An 18,393-nucleotide genomic window follows, 5' to 3' on the forward strand; every position below is an offset into this window, starting at 1 on the left:
AGACATGGGCGTTGGCTTCCCCGTCTGGGCATGTCCGGCACGGCCGGTATGCCAGGATTGGCCCTCCGGAGCGAATGCGCCCAGGGGGGAAACGCATGGACGGGAAATGGGGGACCCGCGCGTCCGCGGTGCTGCTGGGGGCGGCACTGCTGACGGCCGGGTGCGCACCGGGGGACGGCGCCGGGGGAACGCCGGCCGGTACCGGGGGGCCGGGAAACCCCTACTGGGTCGACCCCGACGGCAGCGCCGCCCGCCAGGCCGCCGCCTACGAGAAGGCCGGCCGCAGGGCGGAGGCCGCGCGGATACGGCGGATCGCCGAGCAGCCGGTGGGGGAGTGGCTCGGCCCGGAGAACCCGGAGGAGGAGGCGCGCGGGTACACCGAGGCGGCCACCAGGTCCGGCCGTACCGCCCTGCTGGTCCTCTACAACATCCCGCACCGCGACTGCGGCCAGTACTCGCGAGGGGGCGCGGCCGACGGAGCCGCGTACCGGGCCTGGGTCGACGGGGTCGCGCGCGGCATCGGGGACCGCGCCGCCACCGTCGTCCTCGAACCGGACGCCCTGCTCCACCTGGTGGACGGCTGCACCCCGAAGACGTTCCACGAGGAGCGCTACGACCTCCTGCGGGGCGCGGTCACCCGGCTCGCGGCCCTGAAGCGCACCAGGGTCTACCTGGACGCCGGCAACGCGGGCTGGAGCCACCCCGACCGGATCCACGCCCCGCTGAAGTCGGCGGGAGTGGAGGACGCCGACGGCTTCGCCGTCAACGTCTCCAACTTCTACTCCACGGCGGACTCCGTCGCCTACGGCAGACGCCTCTCGGCCAAGGTGGGCGGCAAGCACTTCGTCATCGACACCAGCCGCAACGGCAACGGCCCCTACACCCAGGGCGCCCCCGGGGAACGCTGGTGCAACCCACCGGGCCGGGCCCTGGGCGACCCCCCGACCACCAGGACGGCGGACCCCCTGGTCGACGCCTACCTGTGGGTCAAACGCCCGGGAGAGTCGGACGGCGCGTGCCGAGGGGGCCCGAAGGCGGGGGCCTGGTGGCCGGAGTACGCCCTGGAGCTGACCGGTCCCTAGGGGACCCGCACCCACCGGGCTCTGGACGGTGTCCCCTGGTCGTCGTCCACGAACAGCATGTACCACCCCGCCTGCACCAGATTCCGGTCGGCGGGCACCCGTACCGTCACCCGGTCCTCGGCCACGCTGAACCCCAACGCGATGGACCGCTGATCCACGTCCGTCACATGGGTGGCAGCGCTCGGCCGGATCAGCCGCGCCTTCCGGATGCTCGCGGCGTGCGGCGAGACGAACGTCCCCGACCCGCCCCGCACGATCCGCTCGGGTCCCGCGCCCAGCGACGGCCGCGAGCCCCGGTACAGATAGGGCGGCGTGTAGATCTCGATCCGCTGCTCGAAGCTCCCCGGCCGGGTGTTCGCCCGGTCGCCGTACAGCGGGTCGGAGCCGAAGAACATCACCCGCCCGTCCGGCAGCAGGACGGACCCGGAGTGGTAGTTCCGCCCCACCAGCGGGTCGGCGACCCGGGTGAAACGGCCGCTGTCCGGGTGGTAGATCCGCGCCTGGAGGATGTCGGAGTCACCCCGCCCCCGGTAGTCCCGCGAACCCCCCGACACCAGCACGGTGTCGTCGGGCAGCACCGAGGCCTGCGGATACCGGGTCCCCAACTCCAGTGCGGGCCCGTCCACGAACCGGGGCTCGGGTGCCCTGAGGTCGATCAGCCGGGTCTTCCTGCTGGCCAGCGCGGACTCCCCGACCCCGCCCCCGCCGATCACCAGATACCGCTCGTCCTGGGCCGGAGGCAGCAGCACGGTGCCCGAGGTCTCCAGCCGGTCGGGATCGCTCAGCCCCGGCAGTTCGGTGAACTCGTTCGTGCCCACGTCCCAGACGCCAGGCTTCCGGCCCACGTCGTCGGGCCCGTACCCCGCGTTGGAGCCCGAGTAGAAGACCTTGCCGTTCCGCATCAGGAACAGCGCCGGGTAGGTCGGGAACTGCCGGACCTTCGGCGTGTACGCCCAGGTCCTCGTCGCCGGGTCGAACACCTCGTTCTTGCCCGGCACCAACTGCCCGATGTCGTCCAGCCCGGAGACGCTGAGGATCTTGCCGTCGGACAGCGTGGTGAGCGTCGGGTACCAGCGGGCCTCGTTCATCGGGTCGACCCTGATGTACCGCTCGGCCACGGGGTCGAACTCGAAGGCGTCGCGGATGCCCTGGAAGTCCTTCTTGTCGAGCGCGAGCTTCTGCGCGATGCCGTACGTGTCGCGCGCCTCGGCGCCGGTGAGCCCGCGCACCCGGTAGTTGTCCTGGGTACCGGTCTCGTACCGCGTGCCGCTGCGCTGCGCCTCGACGTAGATCCGGCCGAGGCCGGGGTCGTTGCGCACGAAGCGGCCGGCGCGGTCGAAGACCTTCCTCGCGCGCGGGACGAGGACCGGGTCCCTGGAGACGAAGGTGCGGCCGTTGCCCCGCCCGGTGAACCGGGTGCCGGCGGGCAGCGTGACGGGGCGGTCCGGGTTCTCGTTGTGGACGATCATCAGGCCGCCCGCCTTGGTGACATCGCCCTTGAGCTTCTCGTACCGCTTGGTGCCGCCCGCGATCAGCAGACGGCCGTCGGCCAGCTGGGTGTGGCCGGTGCAGAAGAGGTCCTTGGGCGTGGGGATCTTCTTGACCGTGCCCCTGACCGGGTCCCAGAGCCGGGTGTCGAACTTCTTGGCGTCGAAGTTCTCCTGCTTGTTGCCCGACCCCGCCACCAGCAGCACCTTGCCGGTACGCAGCAGCGCCGCGTGGATGGTGTCCTGGCGGTACTCCTCGGGGAACTCCACGATCTCCCAGTGGCCGTTGGCGGCCTTGTACTCCGGCCTGTCGATCTCGTACCGGTGGTACCGCTCGGTGCCGAATCGGTAGAGCCACGGGCCGTTCATCGCGGCCAGCGCGAGCACCACCACGGCGCCCGTCCCCAGTCGGCGGGCGCGGCGGCGGCCGGTGAGGTCCCTCATTCGTCACGTCCCCCCAGCCCGCCGACGGCGATCCGCAGGGTCTGCTCGCTGTCACGGGCCGTGCGCTGCGCCGGGACACGCGGCGCGGGCGGCGGTCGCCGTACCGGCGCGGGGGCCGCACCCGCCACCCGCTCGGCCCGCAGCGACCACCCCCACACGAGGATCGGCGAAGCCGTGATCAGCAGGGCGAGGATCGCCCAGGTGATCATCGCCGGGTGGGCGTGGTCCAGCGCGAAGCCCGCGGCCAGCGAGCCCCCGAAGACCGCGATGAAGAACCAGTGGACGCGGAACGTCCCGAACAGCGTGTCCGGGCTCGCCGAGTCGCCCTTGGGGGTCACCACGAAGCCGCTCCTGCGGCGCAGCACCGCGTCCAGCAGCGAGCGGGCGTACACCGGCGCGGACAGCGCCGACATCATCATGCCCGCGATCCCGCCGGACCCCTCCGGCTCGTGCGGGGAGACGTTGTGCCGCCGGTTCCAGAGGTACAGGCCGATCTGGAGCGCGGAGGCGTTGCCGTACAGCATCAGCCAGACGGTGGGGTCGATGTCCACGCCCGAGGCGCCCAGGCCCAGGAAGAGGGCACAGCTCAGGGCGGCCAGAATCCAGTTGAGGGCGGACATCGGGTAGAAGACGATCATCATCGTGTAGTTGAGGAGCCTGCCCGGCGGCAGGGTGGCGAGGCCCTTCCCGTACTGCTTGAGGATCGTCTCGTACGTCCCCCGCGACCAGCGCAGTTGCTGGGTGAAGAAGTCGGTCCAGGCGTTCGGGCCCTCGCCCACCGCCAGCACGTCCGGCGTGTAGACCGACCGCCACTTGCGGCCGGTGGCCGGGTTGGCCGTCCGGTGCATCTCGAAACCGGTCGCCATGTCCTCGGTGATCGAGTCGTACAGCCCGCCGATCTGCTGGAGCGCGCGGATCCGCACCGCGTTGGAGGTGCCGACGAACATCGGGGCGCCGTAGCGGTTGCCGGCGCGCTGGATCAGGGCGTGGAAGAGGAACTGCTGCGACTCGGCGGCCTTGGTGACGAACGTGTCGTAGTTGCCGTACACCTGTGGGCCGATGACGAAGCCGACGTCCGGGTCGCGGAAGTAACCGAGCATCCGCTCCAGGTAGTTGGGGAGCGGGACGTGGTCGGTGTCGACGGAGGCGAAGAAGTCGTAGGCGTCGCCGTGCGCGTCCAGCCAGGCGTTGTAGTTGCCGTGCTTGGTCTTCGCGCGGTGCGGGCCCGAGGGCTGGTTCCACTTCGCCACGCCCCTGCGGCTGAAGTGGCGGACGCCGAGCCGGGCGCAGACCTCCTTGACGGCCGGGTCGTCGCCCTCGTCCAGCAGCCAGACGTGCAGCAGGCCCCGGTGCCGCAGCCGGACGGCCGCCCGAAGGGTCCGGGTGACCATCTCCAGCGGCTCCTTGCCGGGCACGAAGGAGGTCAGGAAGGCCACACGGGTGCCTGCCTCCGGCACCACCGGTACCGGGTCGCGGGCGACGAGGGTGGCGTGCGCGGTGGACAGCACGTTCAGACACCGGAAGAACTCGATCAGGCCGATCGAGACCAGCATCAGGGTGTCCAGCGCCGGCAGGAGGCCGTAGGCCGGGTAGTCGCGCTCGGTCCAGTGCGCCGGCCGGAGCAGCCAGCCCAGCAGGACGAGCGAGAGCAGCGGGGCGGCGCCCAGCATGAGCACGGCACGCATCCGGTGCGGCTCCTGCGAGAGCAGCGAACGGTAGCGCACGGTGTACGGCCGGTCGGCGGGCGGCTCGGTGAGCGGGCCGGCGAGCCGGCTGTAGTGCTCGTAGTCGTATCGCGGCAGGTCCTTCGCGGCCCGGCCGGGCCGGTGCGCGACGGCTCTGGGTCTGGTGGTGCGTGACGGATCGTCCGTCATGAGTCATCCCCCCACACGCGCGGGTCGGCGCGTGTTTCGTCAGTCCTTCCGCCCGCGACGGACCTCCCCAGGCCGGCGCGGGCGACTTCATGGCATGCGACCGTGACCACGCCCTGACTCACCGTGAGCAGGGCAGGGAACGGCGATGCGCCGGTCGCGGCGCGAGATGCCCCCCTGGGCGCGGCGCGCGACCGGTACTTCCCCCCAACTGCCGTGTTTCCACGGCATCGTGGACAACAGGGTTCTACGCCGACGAGCATGATCGCAAGATGCGAAACCTGTTGTTTACCGGTCAAAACCGTTCATTGCGGTGAACGGAAACGCAAGCAGGCCCCCCGTTCACACGGGGGGCCTGCTCGTTGTCTGTGCGCCGCCAGGGACTCGAACCCCGGACCCGCTGATTAAGAGTCAGCTGCTCTAACCAACTGAGCTAGCGGCGCCTGCTGACGGGAAAACTCTACAGGACCCGCCAGGGTGCTCCCGACCGGCCGGGGGCGGCCCCGGCGGGGCCGGGGCGGGGGTGTGCACCATTCGGACCGTCAACATGCGCGGCACGCGGACAGTTGTGAGACTGATCAACGTGCACACACGCGGACATATCCACCCCGAATGTGAGGCAGATCGCATGACGGCTCCGGTGTTCGAGGAGTTCGATCCGGTGGGCGACTGCGACTGCCTGGGCTGCGCCCGGTGGCGGCGGCTCGCCCCGCGCCCGGCGTCCGCCCGTACCGGAGGCCGGCCGGCCGCCCGGAGCGCGGTGGTCGTGGCCGCCGCCGCGTCCGCCGTCCTCGGCGCCGCCCCCGCGGCCGGGGCGCTCGCCCGGACGCCACCCCCGCACGCGGTCCCGCACCGCCCCGGCGCCCCGGCGGCGGACGGGGACGCCGGCACCCCGCAGGGCGGCACCGCACCCCTGCACGGCCCGGCCGGCTCGCCCGCCCGGCCGCAGGCCAAGACCCCCGCCACCACCCGGACGGCGATCATCAACCGGGCCAAGCAGTGGGTCACGGCGCAGGTGCCGTACAGCATGACCAAGTTCTGGTCGGACGGGTACCGCCAGGACTGCTCGGGCTACGTCTCCATGGCCTGGGGGCTGCTCTCCAACGAGTGGACGGGCAGCCTGGGCCAGTTCGCGGTGAAGATCACCAAGGCGGAACTCCAGCCCGGCGACATCCTGCTCTTCCACAACACGGCCGACCCTCAGGGCGGCTCGCACGTCGTGATCTTCGGCGGCTGGACCGACTACACCCACACCGCCTACACGGCGTACGAGCAGACGCCCCCGCACACCCGCCGCCAGAGCACGCCCTACCCCTACTGGAACAACACCGCCAAGTACGTCCCCTACCGCTACAAGGGCGTGACCGCGGGCACGGCGGGCGCCGAGCCGACGGCCACCCCGGTGCCCTTCCCCGGCACCGAGTACTTCGGTCCCGGCGCGAACAACAAGTACGTCACCCAGCTCGGCGAGATGCTGGTCGCCCGGGGCGGCGGCCCGTACTACTCGACGGGGCCCGGCCCGGTCTGGGGCGAGGCCGACCGGCGCGCCACCCAGGCGTTCCAGAAGGCCCAGGGCTGGACCGGCTCCGCCGCCGACGGGCTGCCCGGCCCGCGCACCTGGGAGCTGCTGGTCACCGGCGCGGGCAAGGACATCGCCGCCGGCTCGGCCGGCCCCGGCGGCGTCCCGGCCTTCCCGGGCAAGCGGTACTTCCGGGCGGGCGCGGACAACGCCCACGTCACCCGGCTGGGGCGACAACTGGTGAAGAAGGGATTCGGCCGGTTCTACGCCACCGGCCCCGGACCCCGCTGGAGCGAGTCGGACCGGCGTGCCGTCGAGGCGTTCCAGCGCGCCCTGGGCTGGCGCGGCGGAGCGGCCGACGGCTATCCGGGCCCCGAGACCTGGCGCCGCCTGTTCGGCTGAGGCGCCCGGTCACCTCCGGGCCCCGCGTGCGCGCGGCCCGGCATCCCCTGTCATGACGCACCCGGCGCGGAGGCTGGAGGCACCCATGAGCACGACCACACCCCACACGCACGAGCCCGAGGAACACCCGGACAGCCTGCCGGGCGGCGCGGGGACGGCCGTCCGGCCGCCCCGGCTGATCCGCAACGAGGCGACCACCGAGATCCCCGTCCATCTGCTCTTCCGCGACGAACCCGCCCCCGGGGGCGGGCGCCCCGCCGTGGTGGACCGCCGCCAGGGCGCCGGCGAACGCCCCCGGCCCGTCCGCCCCGCGCCGGTCCGCCGACGCCCCGAACCGTGCCCCGACCCCGAGCTCCAGGAGCGTCCGGCGCGGGTGCTGCCCGGCGCGGCCGGGGTGCTGGCCGGGCTCGGCGGGGTCACCGGCTGCCTGGCCACCACCTGGTGGGCGGGGGTGCTGCCCGGGGAGGTGTTCGGTGCGCACCCCGGCGCGGGACTCGGCGCCGCGCAGTGGGCGGCGTGCGCGGGCTCGGGGGCGCTGACGCTGCTCGGGTTCGGCGGTCTGACGCGCGGGCGCACCGGGCGGGCCTGGGTGCTGGGGCTGTTCGGCCGCTACCGGGGGACGGTGCGGCGCACCGGGCTGCTGTGGATCAACCCGCTGCTGCGGCGGCGCCGGGCCGATGTGCGGCTGCGGCACTGGCGCAGCGGCGCGGTGCCCGCGGCCGACGCGGGCGGGGTGGCGCTGCGGGTGGTGGTGCTGGTGGTGTGGCGCGTGCGGGACACCGCGCGGGCGCTGCTCGGCATCGAGGAGCACGAGACCTACCTGCGCGCATGCGTGGAGTCGGCCCTCGCGCGGGTCCCGGTGGAGCTGCCCGGCGGGGCGCGCAGCGGGGCGGACGCGGCCGGAGACGCGCTGACCCGGCTGGTCGCGGCCGACGTGGCGCCGGTCGGGGTGGAGGTCTTCTCCGTGCAGCCGGTCCGGGTGGAGTACGCGCCCGAGATCGCCGCCGCCATGCAACGGCGCCGGATCGCGGCGCTGGACGCCCAGCAGCGGGCCACCATGCTCAGCTCGGTGGTGGACTCGGTGGAGGACACGGTCACCCGGCTCACCACGCGTGGGCTGGTCGAGCTGGACGACTACGAGCGCAAGGCGCTGGTCCGGGACCTCACGGTGGCCTTCTGCTCGGCCCGCCGGGAACCGGCCTGACGCGTGCCGCCGAATGGTATGGACACGTTCAACTCCCGGCAATAATCTGGTACTTGGTCTGGACCTATCGCACCGTCATCGCACAGCCCGGCTCAGTGAACCCTCCCCCACGACGTTCCCCAGGAGCGGCAGCATGCGTACCAGGACCAGGTTGTCAGCGTTGTCCGCGGCCGTGCTCGGCATGGCCACCGCCGGCGCCTTCGTACTCTCCACCGGCGGCGCCAGCGGCCACGGCTACACCGACCTCCCCGTCAGCCGGCAGAAGCTCTGCCAGAACGGCTCCGTGGCGAACTGCGGCGACATCCAGTGGGAGCCGCAGAGCGTCGAGGGCCCCAAGGGCTTCCCCGGCGCGGGCCCCGGCGACGGCCAGCTCTGCGGCGGCGGCAACAGCCGCTTCGGCCAGCTCAACGCCCCGAACACCCCCGGCGGCGGCGCCTGGCCCACCACCCGGGTCACCGGCGGCCAGTCGTACACCTTCCGCTGGCAGTTCACCGCCATGCACGCCACCAGCGACTTCACCTACTACGTCACCAAGCAGGGCTGGAACCAGAACCACGCCCTGGCCCGGTCCGACCTCAACCTGACCCCGTTCCTGTCGGTGCCGTACAACGGTCAGCGCCCGCCGTCCACGCTCAGCCACAGCGGCACCCTGCCCCGGGGGCTGACCGGCCACCACGTGATCCTCGCGGTGTGGAACGTGGCCGACACCACGAACGCCTTCTACGCCTGCTCGGACGTCACGTTCTGAGCTTCGCCTGAGGCCGGCGGCCCCGCCGCATGGGTACGTTCACAGCACGCCGTTCCATCGGAGCGGCGTGCCGACCCAGGGGGGCCTGATGGACGCACTGCTCTACCTCGTGCCCGGAGTGATCACGGCCGGGTGTCTCTTCGGCGCGGTCCAGGTGATCCGCCGCGCCCTGCGCACCAGCCGGGTGTGGGCCCACGGCCTGACCGCCGAGGCGCGCTGTCTCAACACCTACACGAGGACCAGCGGCGGCAACGACACCGCCGTGCACAGCACGCTCCACCATGTGTACGAGTTCACCACCCGCGAGGGCGAGAGGTTCCGCCTCGACGAGGCCGGGGGCGACTCGACCGTGGTGGCGGGCGACCACCTGGTGGTGCGCTACCTGGCGGAGCGCCCGCAGTGCGCCACCGCGCTCCAGCCGGCCCGAGGGCGGCTGATCCTCGGCACCGCGGTGCTGCTCGCCATCCTGGCGGTGGTCGGCGTGGGCAGCGTGCTCTTCGCCGTCGGCGCCCGCTCGGCGGTCTGACGCAAGAAACCGAGGGCGGACCGGTTTCCCGGTCCGCCCTCGGCAGATGTGCGCCGCCAGGGACTCGAACCCCGGACCCGCTGATTAAGAGTCAGCTGCTCTAACCAACTGAGCTAGCGGCGCATGACTCCCGCCTTCCGCTTTCGCGGCCGGCGACAGAGAAAATACTACCCGGTCCCCGGGGGTGCTCCGGACCACCTACAGCGCCAGGGAGAGCAGCACCGGGGCCGCGTGCCGGTTGAGGGCGTCCGCCGCCCGGCGCAGCCGGTGCGCGCGCTCCACCGGCAGCGACACGGCCAGGCAGCCGACGGACGCCCCGGCCGTGATCGGGACGGCCGCGCAGACCGTGCCCACCGCGTACTCCTGGAGGTCCAGCACCGGGACCGTGGGCGGCTGGGACTCCAGCCGGGACAGCAGCAGCCTGTCGCTGGTGATCGTCCGCGAGGTCAGCCGGGCCATCCGGTGCCGGGACAGGTGGTCGCGCCGGGCGTCGTGGTCGAGCTGGGCCAGCAGGCTCTTGCCGACGGCGGTGGCGTGCGCGGAGGAGCGGAAGTCCACCCACTCGTTGACCGCGGGGGTCCCCGGGCCGGCCGCGTACTGGGTGACCCGCACCTCGCCGTCCTCGTACCGGCTGATGTAGACGGCCGCGCCGACCGAGTCGCGCAGCCGGTCGAGGGTGTGCTGGAGCTTCTCGCGCAGGGCGCGGTCACGGCCGTGGGCGGAGGTGAGGCGGCGCAGGGTGTCGCCGGTGATCCAGGCGCCGTCGGCGCTCTGCTCGACGTACCCCTCGCGGCGCAGCATGCGCAGCAGGGCGGTCAGCCGGCCGGGGTCCAGGCCGGCCTCGCGGGCCAGCCCGGCCGCGGGGGCCCCGGCGGGGTGCCGGGCCACGGACTCCAGCACACGCAGGGCGTCCTTGGCCGAGTGGTGCGGGGCGGTCGGCTCGTGCATCAGCGCCACGGTCTTCCCTCTGCGCTCGCTTCCTGGGCCGCGCGATCCGGTCGGCGGATCGCTTCCACGGTACCGGGCAACGGGCGGGAACGGAGCAGGAGTTGACAGCCGCTTTCACGCCCGCTCGGGTGCCGCACCGCGCCGGGGGACTCCCGCGTGCCGGCGGTCCGCTGCCACCGGCCGCCCGTGCCAGGGGAGTTCAGTGGCCCGGTACGTAACCGCGCTTCTTGTCCACCACGTTGAACAGTGCTCTTCCGGCCGCCCAGCGCTCGAACAGGTCCACGAACTGGGCGCCGAGTTCGTCCCGCCAGCCGACCGTGTCGCCGCTCATGTGCGGGGAGACGAGCAGTCCGGGCAGGTCCCACAACGGGCTGTCGGCGGGCAGGGGTTCGGTGGTGAAGGCGTCCAGGGCGGCGCCCGCGATCCAGCGTCTGCGCAGGGCCTCGGCGAGGGCGGACCCGTCCACCAGCTCACCCCGGCCGACGTTGACGAAGACGGCCGAGGGCTGCATCACGCCGAAGCGGTGCGCGTCGAACATGCCGCGCGTCCGGTCGGTGAGCGGGGCGGCCGCGATCACCCAGTCCGCGCGGGCGATCAGCCGGTCCAGGTCGGCCGGTCCGTGCACGCCGGTGCGCGGCACCCGGCCCACCAGCGCGGGCGTGACCCCGAGCGCCTTCAGGGTGTTTGCGATGGCCCGGCCGATCGGCCCGGAGCCGACCACGCAGGCGCGGGTGCCCGCCACCCGGCGCGTCTCGCGGTGCTGCCAGACCCGGTCCCGCTGGAGCTCCAGCGTGCGCGGGAGATCCTTGGCGGCCGCGAGCACGAGGGCGGCCACGTACTCGGCCATCGGCTCATCGAAGATGCCGCGCGCGTTGGTCACCACCGTGTCGGAGGAGGCCAGTTCGGGGCAGAGCAGATGGTCCACGCCCGCGCTCGCCGTGTGCACCCAGGCCGGGCGCGGCCCCTCGCCGGGCCAGGCGTCGCGCACCGCCCGCGACCGGAAGTCCCACACCAGCAGCACGTCCGCCGCCGGCAGCAGCGCGGCCAGCCCCGCGTCGTCGGTGTGCAGCACGCGGGCCCGCCCGGTGAGCCGGCCGAGCCTCGGCGGTGGATCGGCGCCCAGCACCAGCAGGGTGGGGAGGGTCATCGGCCTGCCGTCTCCCGTCTCCCGCGCGCTCGCCCCACGCTGGCACGGGGGCCCGGCGCCGTCAACGGGCCGCGCCCCGAGGGGGCGATCCGGCCCGCGCTGGGTACCCGAACCGGGAGCGGGGGTGCCCGTACCGCCGTGCGGGCCACACGGGGCGCCCTCGCGGGAAGCGGGGGAAGACGCAGGGGAGATCCCTGAACAGACCGTGGACGAAGACAGAAAGGCCGACATGACAGCGATCGGATTCCTCTGCCCGGGCCATCGCGGCGAGGACGACTACCCGCGCGTCGAGCAACTGCTCGCCGGCGCGGTCCGGCTGGACCTGGTGCACACCGGCACCGGCGAGGACGCCCACGCGGTGGACCCGCTGCACGGCGCGGACTTCGCGGGACGGCTCACGGCGGCCATGGAGGGCCTGCGGCTGACCGGCGCCGAGGCCGTGGTGTGGACGAGCCCCGCGGGCGGCTTCGCGCACGGCTGGAAGGGCGCGCACACCGAGGCGACGGAACTGGCCCGGCAGGCCGGGCTCCCCGCCTCCTCCACCTCGCTGGGCTTCGTGCACGCCGCCCAGGCGCTCGGCGTCCGCAAGGTCGCCGTCGCCCACGCCTACCCGCCGAAGACGGCCGCGCTGCTGAGGGCGTTCCTGGCCGACGGCGGCCTGGAGGTGACCGGTGCCGACGAGGCCGACGCCCTCACCGCCGAGCGCGCCGCCGAGGGCGACGAGGCGGAACTGCTGGCCCTGGCACGGGCCGCCGACACCCCGGACGCCGAGGCGGTGCTGCTGCCCGACACCTCGCTGCGCACCGCCGCCCACCTGTCCGCGCTGGAGGCCGCCCTCGGCAAGCCGGTGCTCACCGCGTCCCAGGTCTCGGTGTGGGAGGGGCTGCGGCTGGCCGACCGCCGGCTGCACACCGACACCCTCGGCACCCTCTTCACCCGCGAGCCCGTCGCCCAGCTCTGACGACCGGCTCCGACCAGGCACCCCCCGGCCCGGCCGGGGAATAAGCGGGGACTGCCTCCTGTTACGGCACGACAGGACAGAGCACGCCGTAAACAGGAGGCATCCACCGTGCCGGCAGACGAGATCCGGGGTGCCGTGCACGGCACCGCCCCCGTCCCCCTCTCCGTACTCGACCTGGTCACCGTGGGAGCCGGGAGCACCGCGAGCGACGCGCTGCGCACCAGCGTGGAGCTGGCCCGCCGCACCGAGGCGCGGGGCTTTCACCGGTACTGGGTCGCCGAGCACCACTCGATGCCGGGCGTCGCCTCCTCCTCGCCCGCCGTGATCCTGGCGAACCTCGCCGCCCACACCGACCGCATCCGGCTCGGCTCGGGCGGCGTCATGCTGCCCAACCACGCCCCGCTGGTCATCGCCGAGCAGTTCGGCACCCTGGAGGCCCTGGCGCCGGGCCGGATCGACCTGGGCCTCGGCCGGGCGCCGGGCACCGACGGGGCGACGGCGGCCGCGCTGCGCCGCTCCGACACCCTGAACGAGGGCGCCGACGACTTCCCTCAGCAGCTCGCCGAGCTGACCAGGTTCCTCGACGACGACTTCCCCGACGGCCACCCCTACGCCCGTATCCACGCCATCCCCGGCCCGGTGCAGGGCAGTTCCCCCGGTGGCGTGCAGTCGGCGCACCGGCCGGTGATCTGGCTGCTCGGCTCCTCCGGCTTCAGCGCCCAGCTCGCCGGAATGCTGGGCCTGCCCTTCGCCTTCGCGCACCACTTCTCCGCGCAGAACACCATCCCGGCGCTCGACCTGTACCGGGAGACGTTCCGCCCCTCCGAGGTGCTGGCCGAGCCCTACGCCCTCATCGGTGTCTCCGCGCTCGCCACCGACGACGAGGCCGAGGCGGCCCGCCAGGTCCGCGCGACCGCGCTGAACATGCTCCGGCTGCGCCTGGGCCGCCCCGGTCTCTTCCCCGACCCCGAGGACGCGGCCCGGCACGAATTCAGCCCGATGGAGGAGGAGTTCGCGGCCTCCTTCACCCGCAACATCGTGCACGGCACCGCCGACGAGGTCCGCGCGGGCCTGGACGACCTGCACAAGCGCACCGGCGCCGACGAGCTGATGCTCACCAGCCACGCCCACCGCGGCGAGCTGCGGCTGCGCTCCTACGAGCTGATCGCCGACGCCTACGGCCTGCCCGCCGCGTAGCTCCGCACCCCTCGGGGGTGTCTCGCCGATCAGGCCGGGCTCGCGGCACCCGGCACCGCGCCTCGCGGCGTCGTCGCCGGTTGCCGATGCTCCGCATCGACTCCCTCCTCCGCCGTGCGACGCACGGCGGAGGATGCCGCTCCCTGACCCGGCCTGATCGACAAGGCACCCCCGAGCAGCTCCGTGATGCGGTCCGGCGGCACCGGGCGGGAGTAGAGCCAGCCCTGCCCGGTGTCGCAGCCGATCCGGCGCAGCCGGGTGGCCTGCGCGGAGGTCTCCACGCACTCGGCGGTGACGGTCAGCCCGAGCCGGTGGGCGAGCTGGATCATCGCCTCCACGATCACCTCGTCCGCCGGGTTGGCGGTGGTCCCCGCCCCGGCCGGGCCGGCCTCGCCGCCCTCGTACTGGAAGCCGCGTACGAAGGACCCGTCCAGCTTCAGCACCGAGACCGGGAGCCTGCTGAGGTAGGCCAGGTTCGAGTAGCCGGTGCCGAAGTCGTCGATGGCGATGCGCACGCCCATGTCGCTGAGGGCCTGGAGCGCCTGGATCGGGCGGCCCCCGGAGCCCATCACGGCCGACTCGGTCAGCTCCAGCTGGAGCAGGTGCGGGGCGAGTCCGGTCTCGGTGAGCGTGCTGGCCACGTCCGCGACCAGGTCGGAGTCCCAGACCTGGCGCACGGCCACGTTCACGCTGACGAAGATGGGCGGCTCGTCCGGATGGGCGAGCTGCCACTGCCGGGCCTGGCGGCAGGCGGTGACCAGCGCCCAGCGGCCGAGCTGCACGATCGAGCCGTCCTCCTCGGCCAGCTGGATGAACCGATTCGGCGTCAGCGTCCCGAACTGCGGGTGGTGCCAGCGCACCAGCGCCTCCACCCCGCTCAGCCGCCCGTCCTCCATGCCGACCAACGGCTGGTACTCCAGCGCGAACTCCCCGCGCTCGATGGCCGGGCGGAGCGTGGAGGACAGGGCCTGCCGGGTGACGCGGTGCGCGTTGCGCTCGGGGTCGAAGAGGGTCCAGCGGGCCTTGCCGTCGGCCTTCGCCCAGTACAGCGTGGTGTCCGCGGCCTGCATCAGACCGGTCGCCGTCGTCCCGGCGGTGTGCCGCTCGACCACCCCGATGGACGCGGTCAGCGACAGCCGCCGCCCGGCGAGGTCGAACGGCTCCTCCAGCGCCCGCAGCGCCGAGGCGGCGAGGTCGGAGAGCTGCTCGGTGCCGGTGGAGTCCTCCACGAGCAGCGCGAACTCGTCCCCGCCGAGGCGGGCCACCAGCGGGGCACCGGCCCGCGCGCCCTCGGTCTCCTCGGCCACATGGGTCAGCCGCTGGGCCACGGCCTCCAGCAGCCGGTCGCCGACGCGGTGTCCCAGGGTGTCGTTGACCGCCTTGAACCCGTCCAGGTCCAGACAGCACAGGCCGATCCGCCCGGTTCCGGTGCCGTCCTCCGGCTCCGCCTCCAGCGCGGCCGACAGCCGCTCGAAGAACAGGGTGCGGTTGGGCAGCCTGGTCACCGGGTCGTGCATCCGCAAGTGCCGCAGCCGCGCCTGGAGTTCACGGCGGGCGCTGATGTCGGAGACGGACAGCAGGGCGCCCGGGGTGCCCTCGGTCAGCGGGGTGACGGTGATCCGCACCCATACGGGGTCCCCGTCGGGCTGTTTGAGGCGCCGGGTGCAGCGGAGCCGGTCCTGGCGGCCGGCGAGCACCTCGCGGTAGGCGTGCCGGGTACCCGGGTCGGGGGCGAGGTCCACGAGGTCGGCGGCCGGGCGGCCCGCCAGTGCCCCGGCGGTCGTGCCCAGCAGCGCTCCCAGAGCGGTGTTGGCGTGCGCGACCAGCCCGTCGGGGGTCACCACGGCCATGGGGAGCGGGGCCGTCGTGAAGACCCGGTGGTAGGTCATGTGGTCACCGTCGGTCACGGCTGACCGGTCGAGGTCTGCCGCGGGCGTCGGCCCTTCGGACGTTCCGCTCACCGCTCGCTCCCGCAGTGCACTCGATCCCAGTCCGTGCCGGAAAGTGTGCCGATCATAGAGGCTGGTCCCGGCCCCTTCCAGCCGGTCTCCAGTCTCCCCGACCGACCCGCCCTCCTGACAGATCGTTTCTGCCCGGACCTGGACGGGTTCTTGAGGCCCACGACCACTTGTGACGTTCCGTGAGTGGTTCGGGGTGTCGGCCGCCGGGTGGCCGCCGGGGTGGCCGCCGGAGGCGCGGACGGGCGCACTCACCCTTCCGGTTCAGGTAAACAGGGCATAGCGCAACATAAGCGAACAGTCTGGGTGGCGGTGTCCCGAACCGCGACCGGAGGTCCCAGACGTGCCCAAGCTGCGCAGCACCGCCGCCGTGGCCACCACGATGTCGGCGCTCGCCGCGACCTCGATCCTCACCGGCCCCTCGGTGGCCGAATCCTTCTCGCCCGAGCCCTGCGCGCTGCACCGCACCGACGCCCACCACTCCGAGGGCCTGGACACCTGGAACTCGGCCTATCCGCGCCCGCGGGGCACGCTCGACGCGGCCCTGGTCTTCCTGTCCTTCCCGGACGCCACCCCGCGCACCACCCCCGAGGAGCTGACCGCCGACCACTTCCCGGCCACCAGCCGCTACTTCGAGCAGTCCTCCTACGGCCGCTTCACCCTGCGCCCGCACCCGGTGGACCGCTGGCTCAGGATGCCGCGCCCGTCCACCGCGTACCGCATACAGCGGGACTGGGCACCCGCGGACCGCTCCGCCTATCTGCGGGACGCGTTCGCCGTGGCCGACAAGGCCCTGGACTTCTCCCGCTACGAGGTGGTCTACCTGGTGGCCGACCCGGACGCGCCCGGCGTCGACTCCGACGCCACCAAGGTCGTCAACCTCGACTCGCCCGTCCGGCTCGACGGCACCGACGTGCGCCGGGTCGTCACGGTCTTCGAGCAGCACCCGCCCGACCGGCTGGTGCTCGCCCACGAGACCGGGCACGTCTTCGACCTCCCCGACCTCTACCACCGCCCGACCGACTCCAAGGACGACTGGGACACCCACGTCGGCGACTGGGACCTGATGGGCAGCCAGTTCGGGGCGGCCCCCGACCTCTTCGGCTGGCACAAGTGGAAGCTGGGCTGGCTGGACCCGCGCCAGGTGGCCTGCGTCCGGGGTACGGGCCCGACCCGGCTCACGCTGGAGCCGCTCGCGGCCGGGCCCGGTGTGCCGGTGCGGGGTACGTCCGGCACCCCGGTCTTCGGGCTCGGCAACGGCACCAAGCTCGCCGTGGTGCGCACCGGCGCGGACACCGCCCTCGCCTTCGAGGCGCGCGGCCCGGTGGGCAACGACCGTACGGCGTGCAAGCAGGGCATCCTCGTCTACCGGGTGCACGCCGGCGTCGAGTCCGGGAACGGCCCGGTCGACGTGGTGGACGCCCACCCGCACACCGAGGCGTGCTGGGAGAACTCCGTCTATCCGCCCCTGGCCGACGCGCCGGTGTCGCCGGGGGAGAGCTTCACCGTGCCGGGGGACGGGGTGAAGGTGGAGGTGGAGGAGCGCACCCCGGCCGGGGCGTGGACGGTACGGATCACGCCGGGGGAGGGTGCTTGAGCCAGGATGCACGAAAGGCCCCCGCTCGCGCGAGGGCCTTCGTTGTCTGTGCGCCGCCAGGGACTCGAACCCCGGACCCGCTGATTAAGAGTCAGCTGCTCTAACCAACTGAGCTAGCGGCGCCTGCTGACGTCGTAGACCTTAGCATCCTGGTCGGCGGGAGGAAAAATCGATACCCGGGCCGCCGTGCGGGCCGCGCGCACCGCCGCCCAGAGCACCACCTCCGGGCCGGGGAGCCACGGGTGCCGGGTGTCCGGGGCGACCAGCCAGCGGGACCCCGCCGGGGCGGCCCCGGCGTCGCCCTCCAGCGCCGGGACGGTCACCGCGTCGCCGGTGCCGTGACAGAGCAGCGGCGGTACGGCGTGGGTGCGCGGGCCCCACTCCTCCCAGGCCAGCAGGGAGGGCAGCCGGTGGGCCGTGCCCGGCGCCGCGAACAGCAGGGTCCGGCCCCGGTGCACCGCGACCGGGCCGCAGCCCGGCCCCTCCGCCCCCCACAACCGGTCCAGCATCCGGCGCCCGAACACCGAGGGCGCGCTCACCACGTCGAAGACCGTGCCGCAGGGCAGCACGACGGGGGCGCCGGGCCGCTCCTCCCAGAAGGCGAGCGTGCTGCGCGGATACGTTCCGGCGGAGGCGAGCCAGGCGGCTCCCTCGGCAGTGGCTGCGGTGACGTCCGGTGCGCTGGTCATACACACAGGTGTACCGGCGGTGAGCGGGCGGTTTCCCTGGGTTGCGGAAAATGGGGACACCGGGGGGCGGGAGGGGGTATCTTGCCCGCCTGGCATATGCCAGGTGCGCGGGCGCCTCCTAGTGCGGGTCCGCCGCGCGGCGGCCCTCGGGGTCGGCGCCCCGCATCAGGTCCCGGCCGAACTCCACCATCTTCTTGGCGTAGTCCTCGGTCCACTCCGCCCGCTCGGCGATGTCCGCCGCCGTGAGCCGGTCGAACCGGCGCGGATCGGCGAGCTGGGCCGCCGCCACCGCCTGGAACTCCATGGCCCGGTCGGCCGCCGCGCGGAACGCCTGGGTCAGGTCGGTGGCCCGCGTCAGCAGGGCGCGCGGGTCGTCGATCGACTCCAGGTCGAAGAAATGCTCCGGATCGGCGGCCGCCTCCGCCGGCTCGAAGAGCAGGGGCGCGGGGCGTAGCCGCGGTTCGTTCCGACGCGGCGAGGGCTCCGCCATGTCCTCATCTCCTCCTCGTACGTTCGCTGCACTCGGTCCCACCCGAGGGCGGACCACCGTCCATTGTCCCGCGTCCACGCAAGACCGCCCCGGGGCCAGACCCGCACCCACGGTCAGGGCCCG

At 73.5% G+C, this 18,393-nt stretch carries 15 protein-coding genes and 3 tRNA genes; 8 read left to right on the forward strand and 10 right to left on the reverse strand.

What is annotated here, in order from left to right:
- Window positions 1-95: 95 nt before the first annotated feature.
- On the forward strand, window positions 96-1,082 hold the full coding sequence (locus EV284_RS12210; protein WP_207229014.1) for a glycoside hydrolase family 6 protein: 987 nt from the start codon (window positions 96-98) through the stop codon (window positions 1,080-1,082).
- On the opposite strand, the gene EV284_RS12215 is transcribed toward EV284_RS12210, so the two are convergent.
- The 3 genes from EV284_RS12215 to EV284_RS12225 form a co-directional block, all read right to left on the reverse strand.
- The gene (locus tag EV284_RS12215; RefSeq protein WP_130333237.1) at window positions 1,079-3,013 is read right to left on the reverse strand and encodes a kelch motif-containing protein; all 1,935 of its coding nucleotides are present in this window, start codon (window positions 3,011-3,013) and stop codon (window positions 1,079-1,081) included. The two genes, EV284_RS12210 and EV284_RS12215, sit on opposite strands and share 4 nt — an antisense overlap.
- Window positions 3,010-4,887, reverse strand: coding sequence for a cellulose synthase catalytic subunit (locus EV284_RS12220; protein WP_130333239.1), 1,878 nt, complete (start codon window positions 4,885-4,887; stop codon window positions 3,010-3,012). Before EV284_RS12220 ends, EV284_RS12215 begins: the two co-directional genes overlap by 4 nt.
- A gap of 366 nt (window positions 4,888-5,253) precedes the next feature.
- Window positions 5,254-5,327: transfer RNA gene (locus tag EV284_RS12225), tRNA-Lys, on the reverse strand.
- A gap of 185 nt (window positions 5,328-5,512) precedes the next feature.
- Between EV284_RS12225 and EV284_RS12230 the strand changes: the two genes are divergently transcribed.
- From EV284_RS12230 to EV284_RS12245, 4 genes are all read left to right on the forward strand, one after another.
- Window positions 5,513-6,805 carry a peptidoglycan-binding protein gene (locus tag EV284_RS12230; protein ID WP_130333241.1) on the forward strand — a complete coding sequence of 431 codons (1,293 nt, stop codon included), beginning with the start codon at window positions 5,513-5,515 and terminating at the stop codon, window positions 6,803-6,805.
- Between the two features lie 85 nt (window positions 6,806-6,890).
- Window positions 6,891-8,009, forward strand: a complete 1,119-nt coding sequence (locus tag EV284_RS12235) for an SPFH domain-containing protein (protein WP_130333243.1) — start codon at window positions 6,891-6,893, stop codon at window positions 8,007-8,009.
- A 133-nt stretch (window positions 8,010-8,142) separates the two neighbouring features.
- Window positions 8,143-8,757, forward strand: a complete 615-nt coding sequence (locus EV284_RS12240; protein WP_130333245.1) for a lytic polysaccharide monooxygenase auxiliary activity family 9 protein — start codon at window positions 8,143-8,145, stop codon at window positions 8,755-8,757.
- Window positions 8,758-8,845: 88 nt separating this feature from the next.
- A complete protein-coding gene (locus tag EV284_RS12245) occupies window positions 8,846-9,283 on the forward strand; it encodes a DUF3592 domain-containing protein (RefSeq protein ID WP_130333247.1) in 438 nt (145 codons plus the stop codon).
- 49 nt (window positions 9,284-9,332) lie between these two features.
- Here the strand turns inward: EV284_RS12245 and EV284_RS12250 are convergent.
- The 3 genes from EV284_RS12250 to EV284_RS12260 form a co-directional block, all read right to left on the reverse strand.
- Window positions 9,333-9,406 (reverse strand) — tRNA-Lys (locus tag EV284_RS12250).
- A 75-nt stretch (window positions 9,407-9,481) separates the two neighbouring features.
- Window positions 9,482-10,240 carry an IclR family transcriptional regulator C-terminal domain-containing protein gene (locus EV284_RS12255; protein ID WP_130333249.1) on the reverse strand — a complete coding sequence of 253 codons (759 nt, stop codon included), beginning with the start codon at window positions 10,238-10,240 and terminating at the stop codon, window positions 9,482-9,484.
- 190 nt (window positions 10,241-10,430) lie between these two features.
- Complete coding sequence (locus tag EV284_RS12260) at window positions 10,431-11,378, reverse strand: D-2-hydroxyacid dehydrogenase (protein ID WP_130333251.1); 948 nt, start codon at window positions 11,376-11,378, stop codon at window positions 10,431-10,433.
- Window positions 11,379-11,607: 229 nt separating this feature from the next.
- Here EV284_RS12260 and EV284_RS12265 point away from each other — a divergent pair, with 229 nt between their 5' ends.
- Together EV284_RS12265 and EV284_RS12270 are read left to right on the forward strand one after the other, a co-directional pair.
- Window positions 11,608-12,339, forward strand: a complete 732-nt coding sequence (locus EV284_RS12265) for a decarboxylase (protein WP_130333253.1) — start codon at window positions 11,608-11,610, stop codon at window positions 12,337-12,339.
- A 108-nt stretch (window positions 12,340-12,447) separates the two neighbouring features.
- The gene (locus tag EV284_RS12270) at window positions 12,448-13,536 is read left to right on the forward strand and encodes an LLM class flavin-dependent oxidoreductase (protein ID WP_130333255.1); all 1,089 of its coding nucleotides are present in this window, start codon (window positions 12,448-12,450) and stop codon (window positions 13,534-13,536) included.
- A 29-nt stretch (window positions 13,537-13,565) separates the two neighbouring features.
- Here EV284_RS12270 and EV284_RS12275 read toward each other — a convergent pair whose 3' ends face one another.
- On the reverse strand, window positions 13,566-15,497 hold the full coding sequence (locus EV284_RS12275; protein WP_242625660.1) for a bifunctional diguanylate cyclase/phosphodiesterase: 1,932 nt from the start codon (window positions 15,495-15,497) through the stop codon (window positions 13,566-13,568).
- Window positions 15,498-15,876: 379 nt separating this feature from the next.
- Between EV284_RS12275 and EV284_RS12280 the strand changes: the two genes are divergently transcribed.
- A complete protein-coding gene (locus EV284_RS12280; protein WP_165425539.1) occupies window positions 15,877-17,091 on the forward strand; it encodes a M6 family metalloprotease domain-containing protein in 1,215 nt (404 codons plus the stop codon).
- Between the two features lie 49 nt (window positions 17,092-17,140).
- Here the strand turns inward: EV284_RS12280 and EV284_RS12285 are convergent.
- The 3 genes from EV284_RS12285 to EV284_RS12295 form a co-directional block, all read right to left on the reverse strand.
- A tRNA-Lys gene (locus EV284_RS12285) sits at window positions 17,141-17,214 on the reverse strand.
- Window positions 17,205-17,876 (reverse strand): bifunctional DNA primase/polymerase, encoded by a 672-nt coding sequence (locus EV284_RS12290; RefSeq protein ID WP_130333259.1) that lies wholly within the window; start codon window positions 17,874-17,876, stop codon window positions 17,205-17,207. Before EV284_RS12290 ends, EV284_RS12285 begins: the two co-directional genes overlap by 10 nt.
- A gap of 22 nt (window positions 17,877-17,898) precedes the next feature.
- On the reverse strand, window positions 17,899-18,270 hold the full coding sequence (locus EV284_RS12295) for a hypothetical protein (protein ID WP_130333261.1): 372 nt from the start codon (window positions 18,268-18,270) through the stop codon (window positions 17,899-17,901).
- Between the last annotated feature and the right edge of the window lie 123 nt (window positions 18,271-18,393).

The sequence above is a fragment of the Streptomyces sp. BK022 genome (assembly GCF_004217355.1).
GTDB lineage: Bacteria > Actinomycetota > Actinomycetes > Streptomycetales > Streptomycetaceae > Streptomyces > Streptomyces griseoluteus.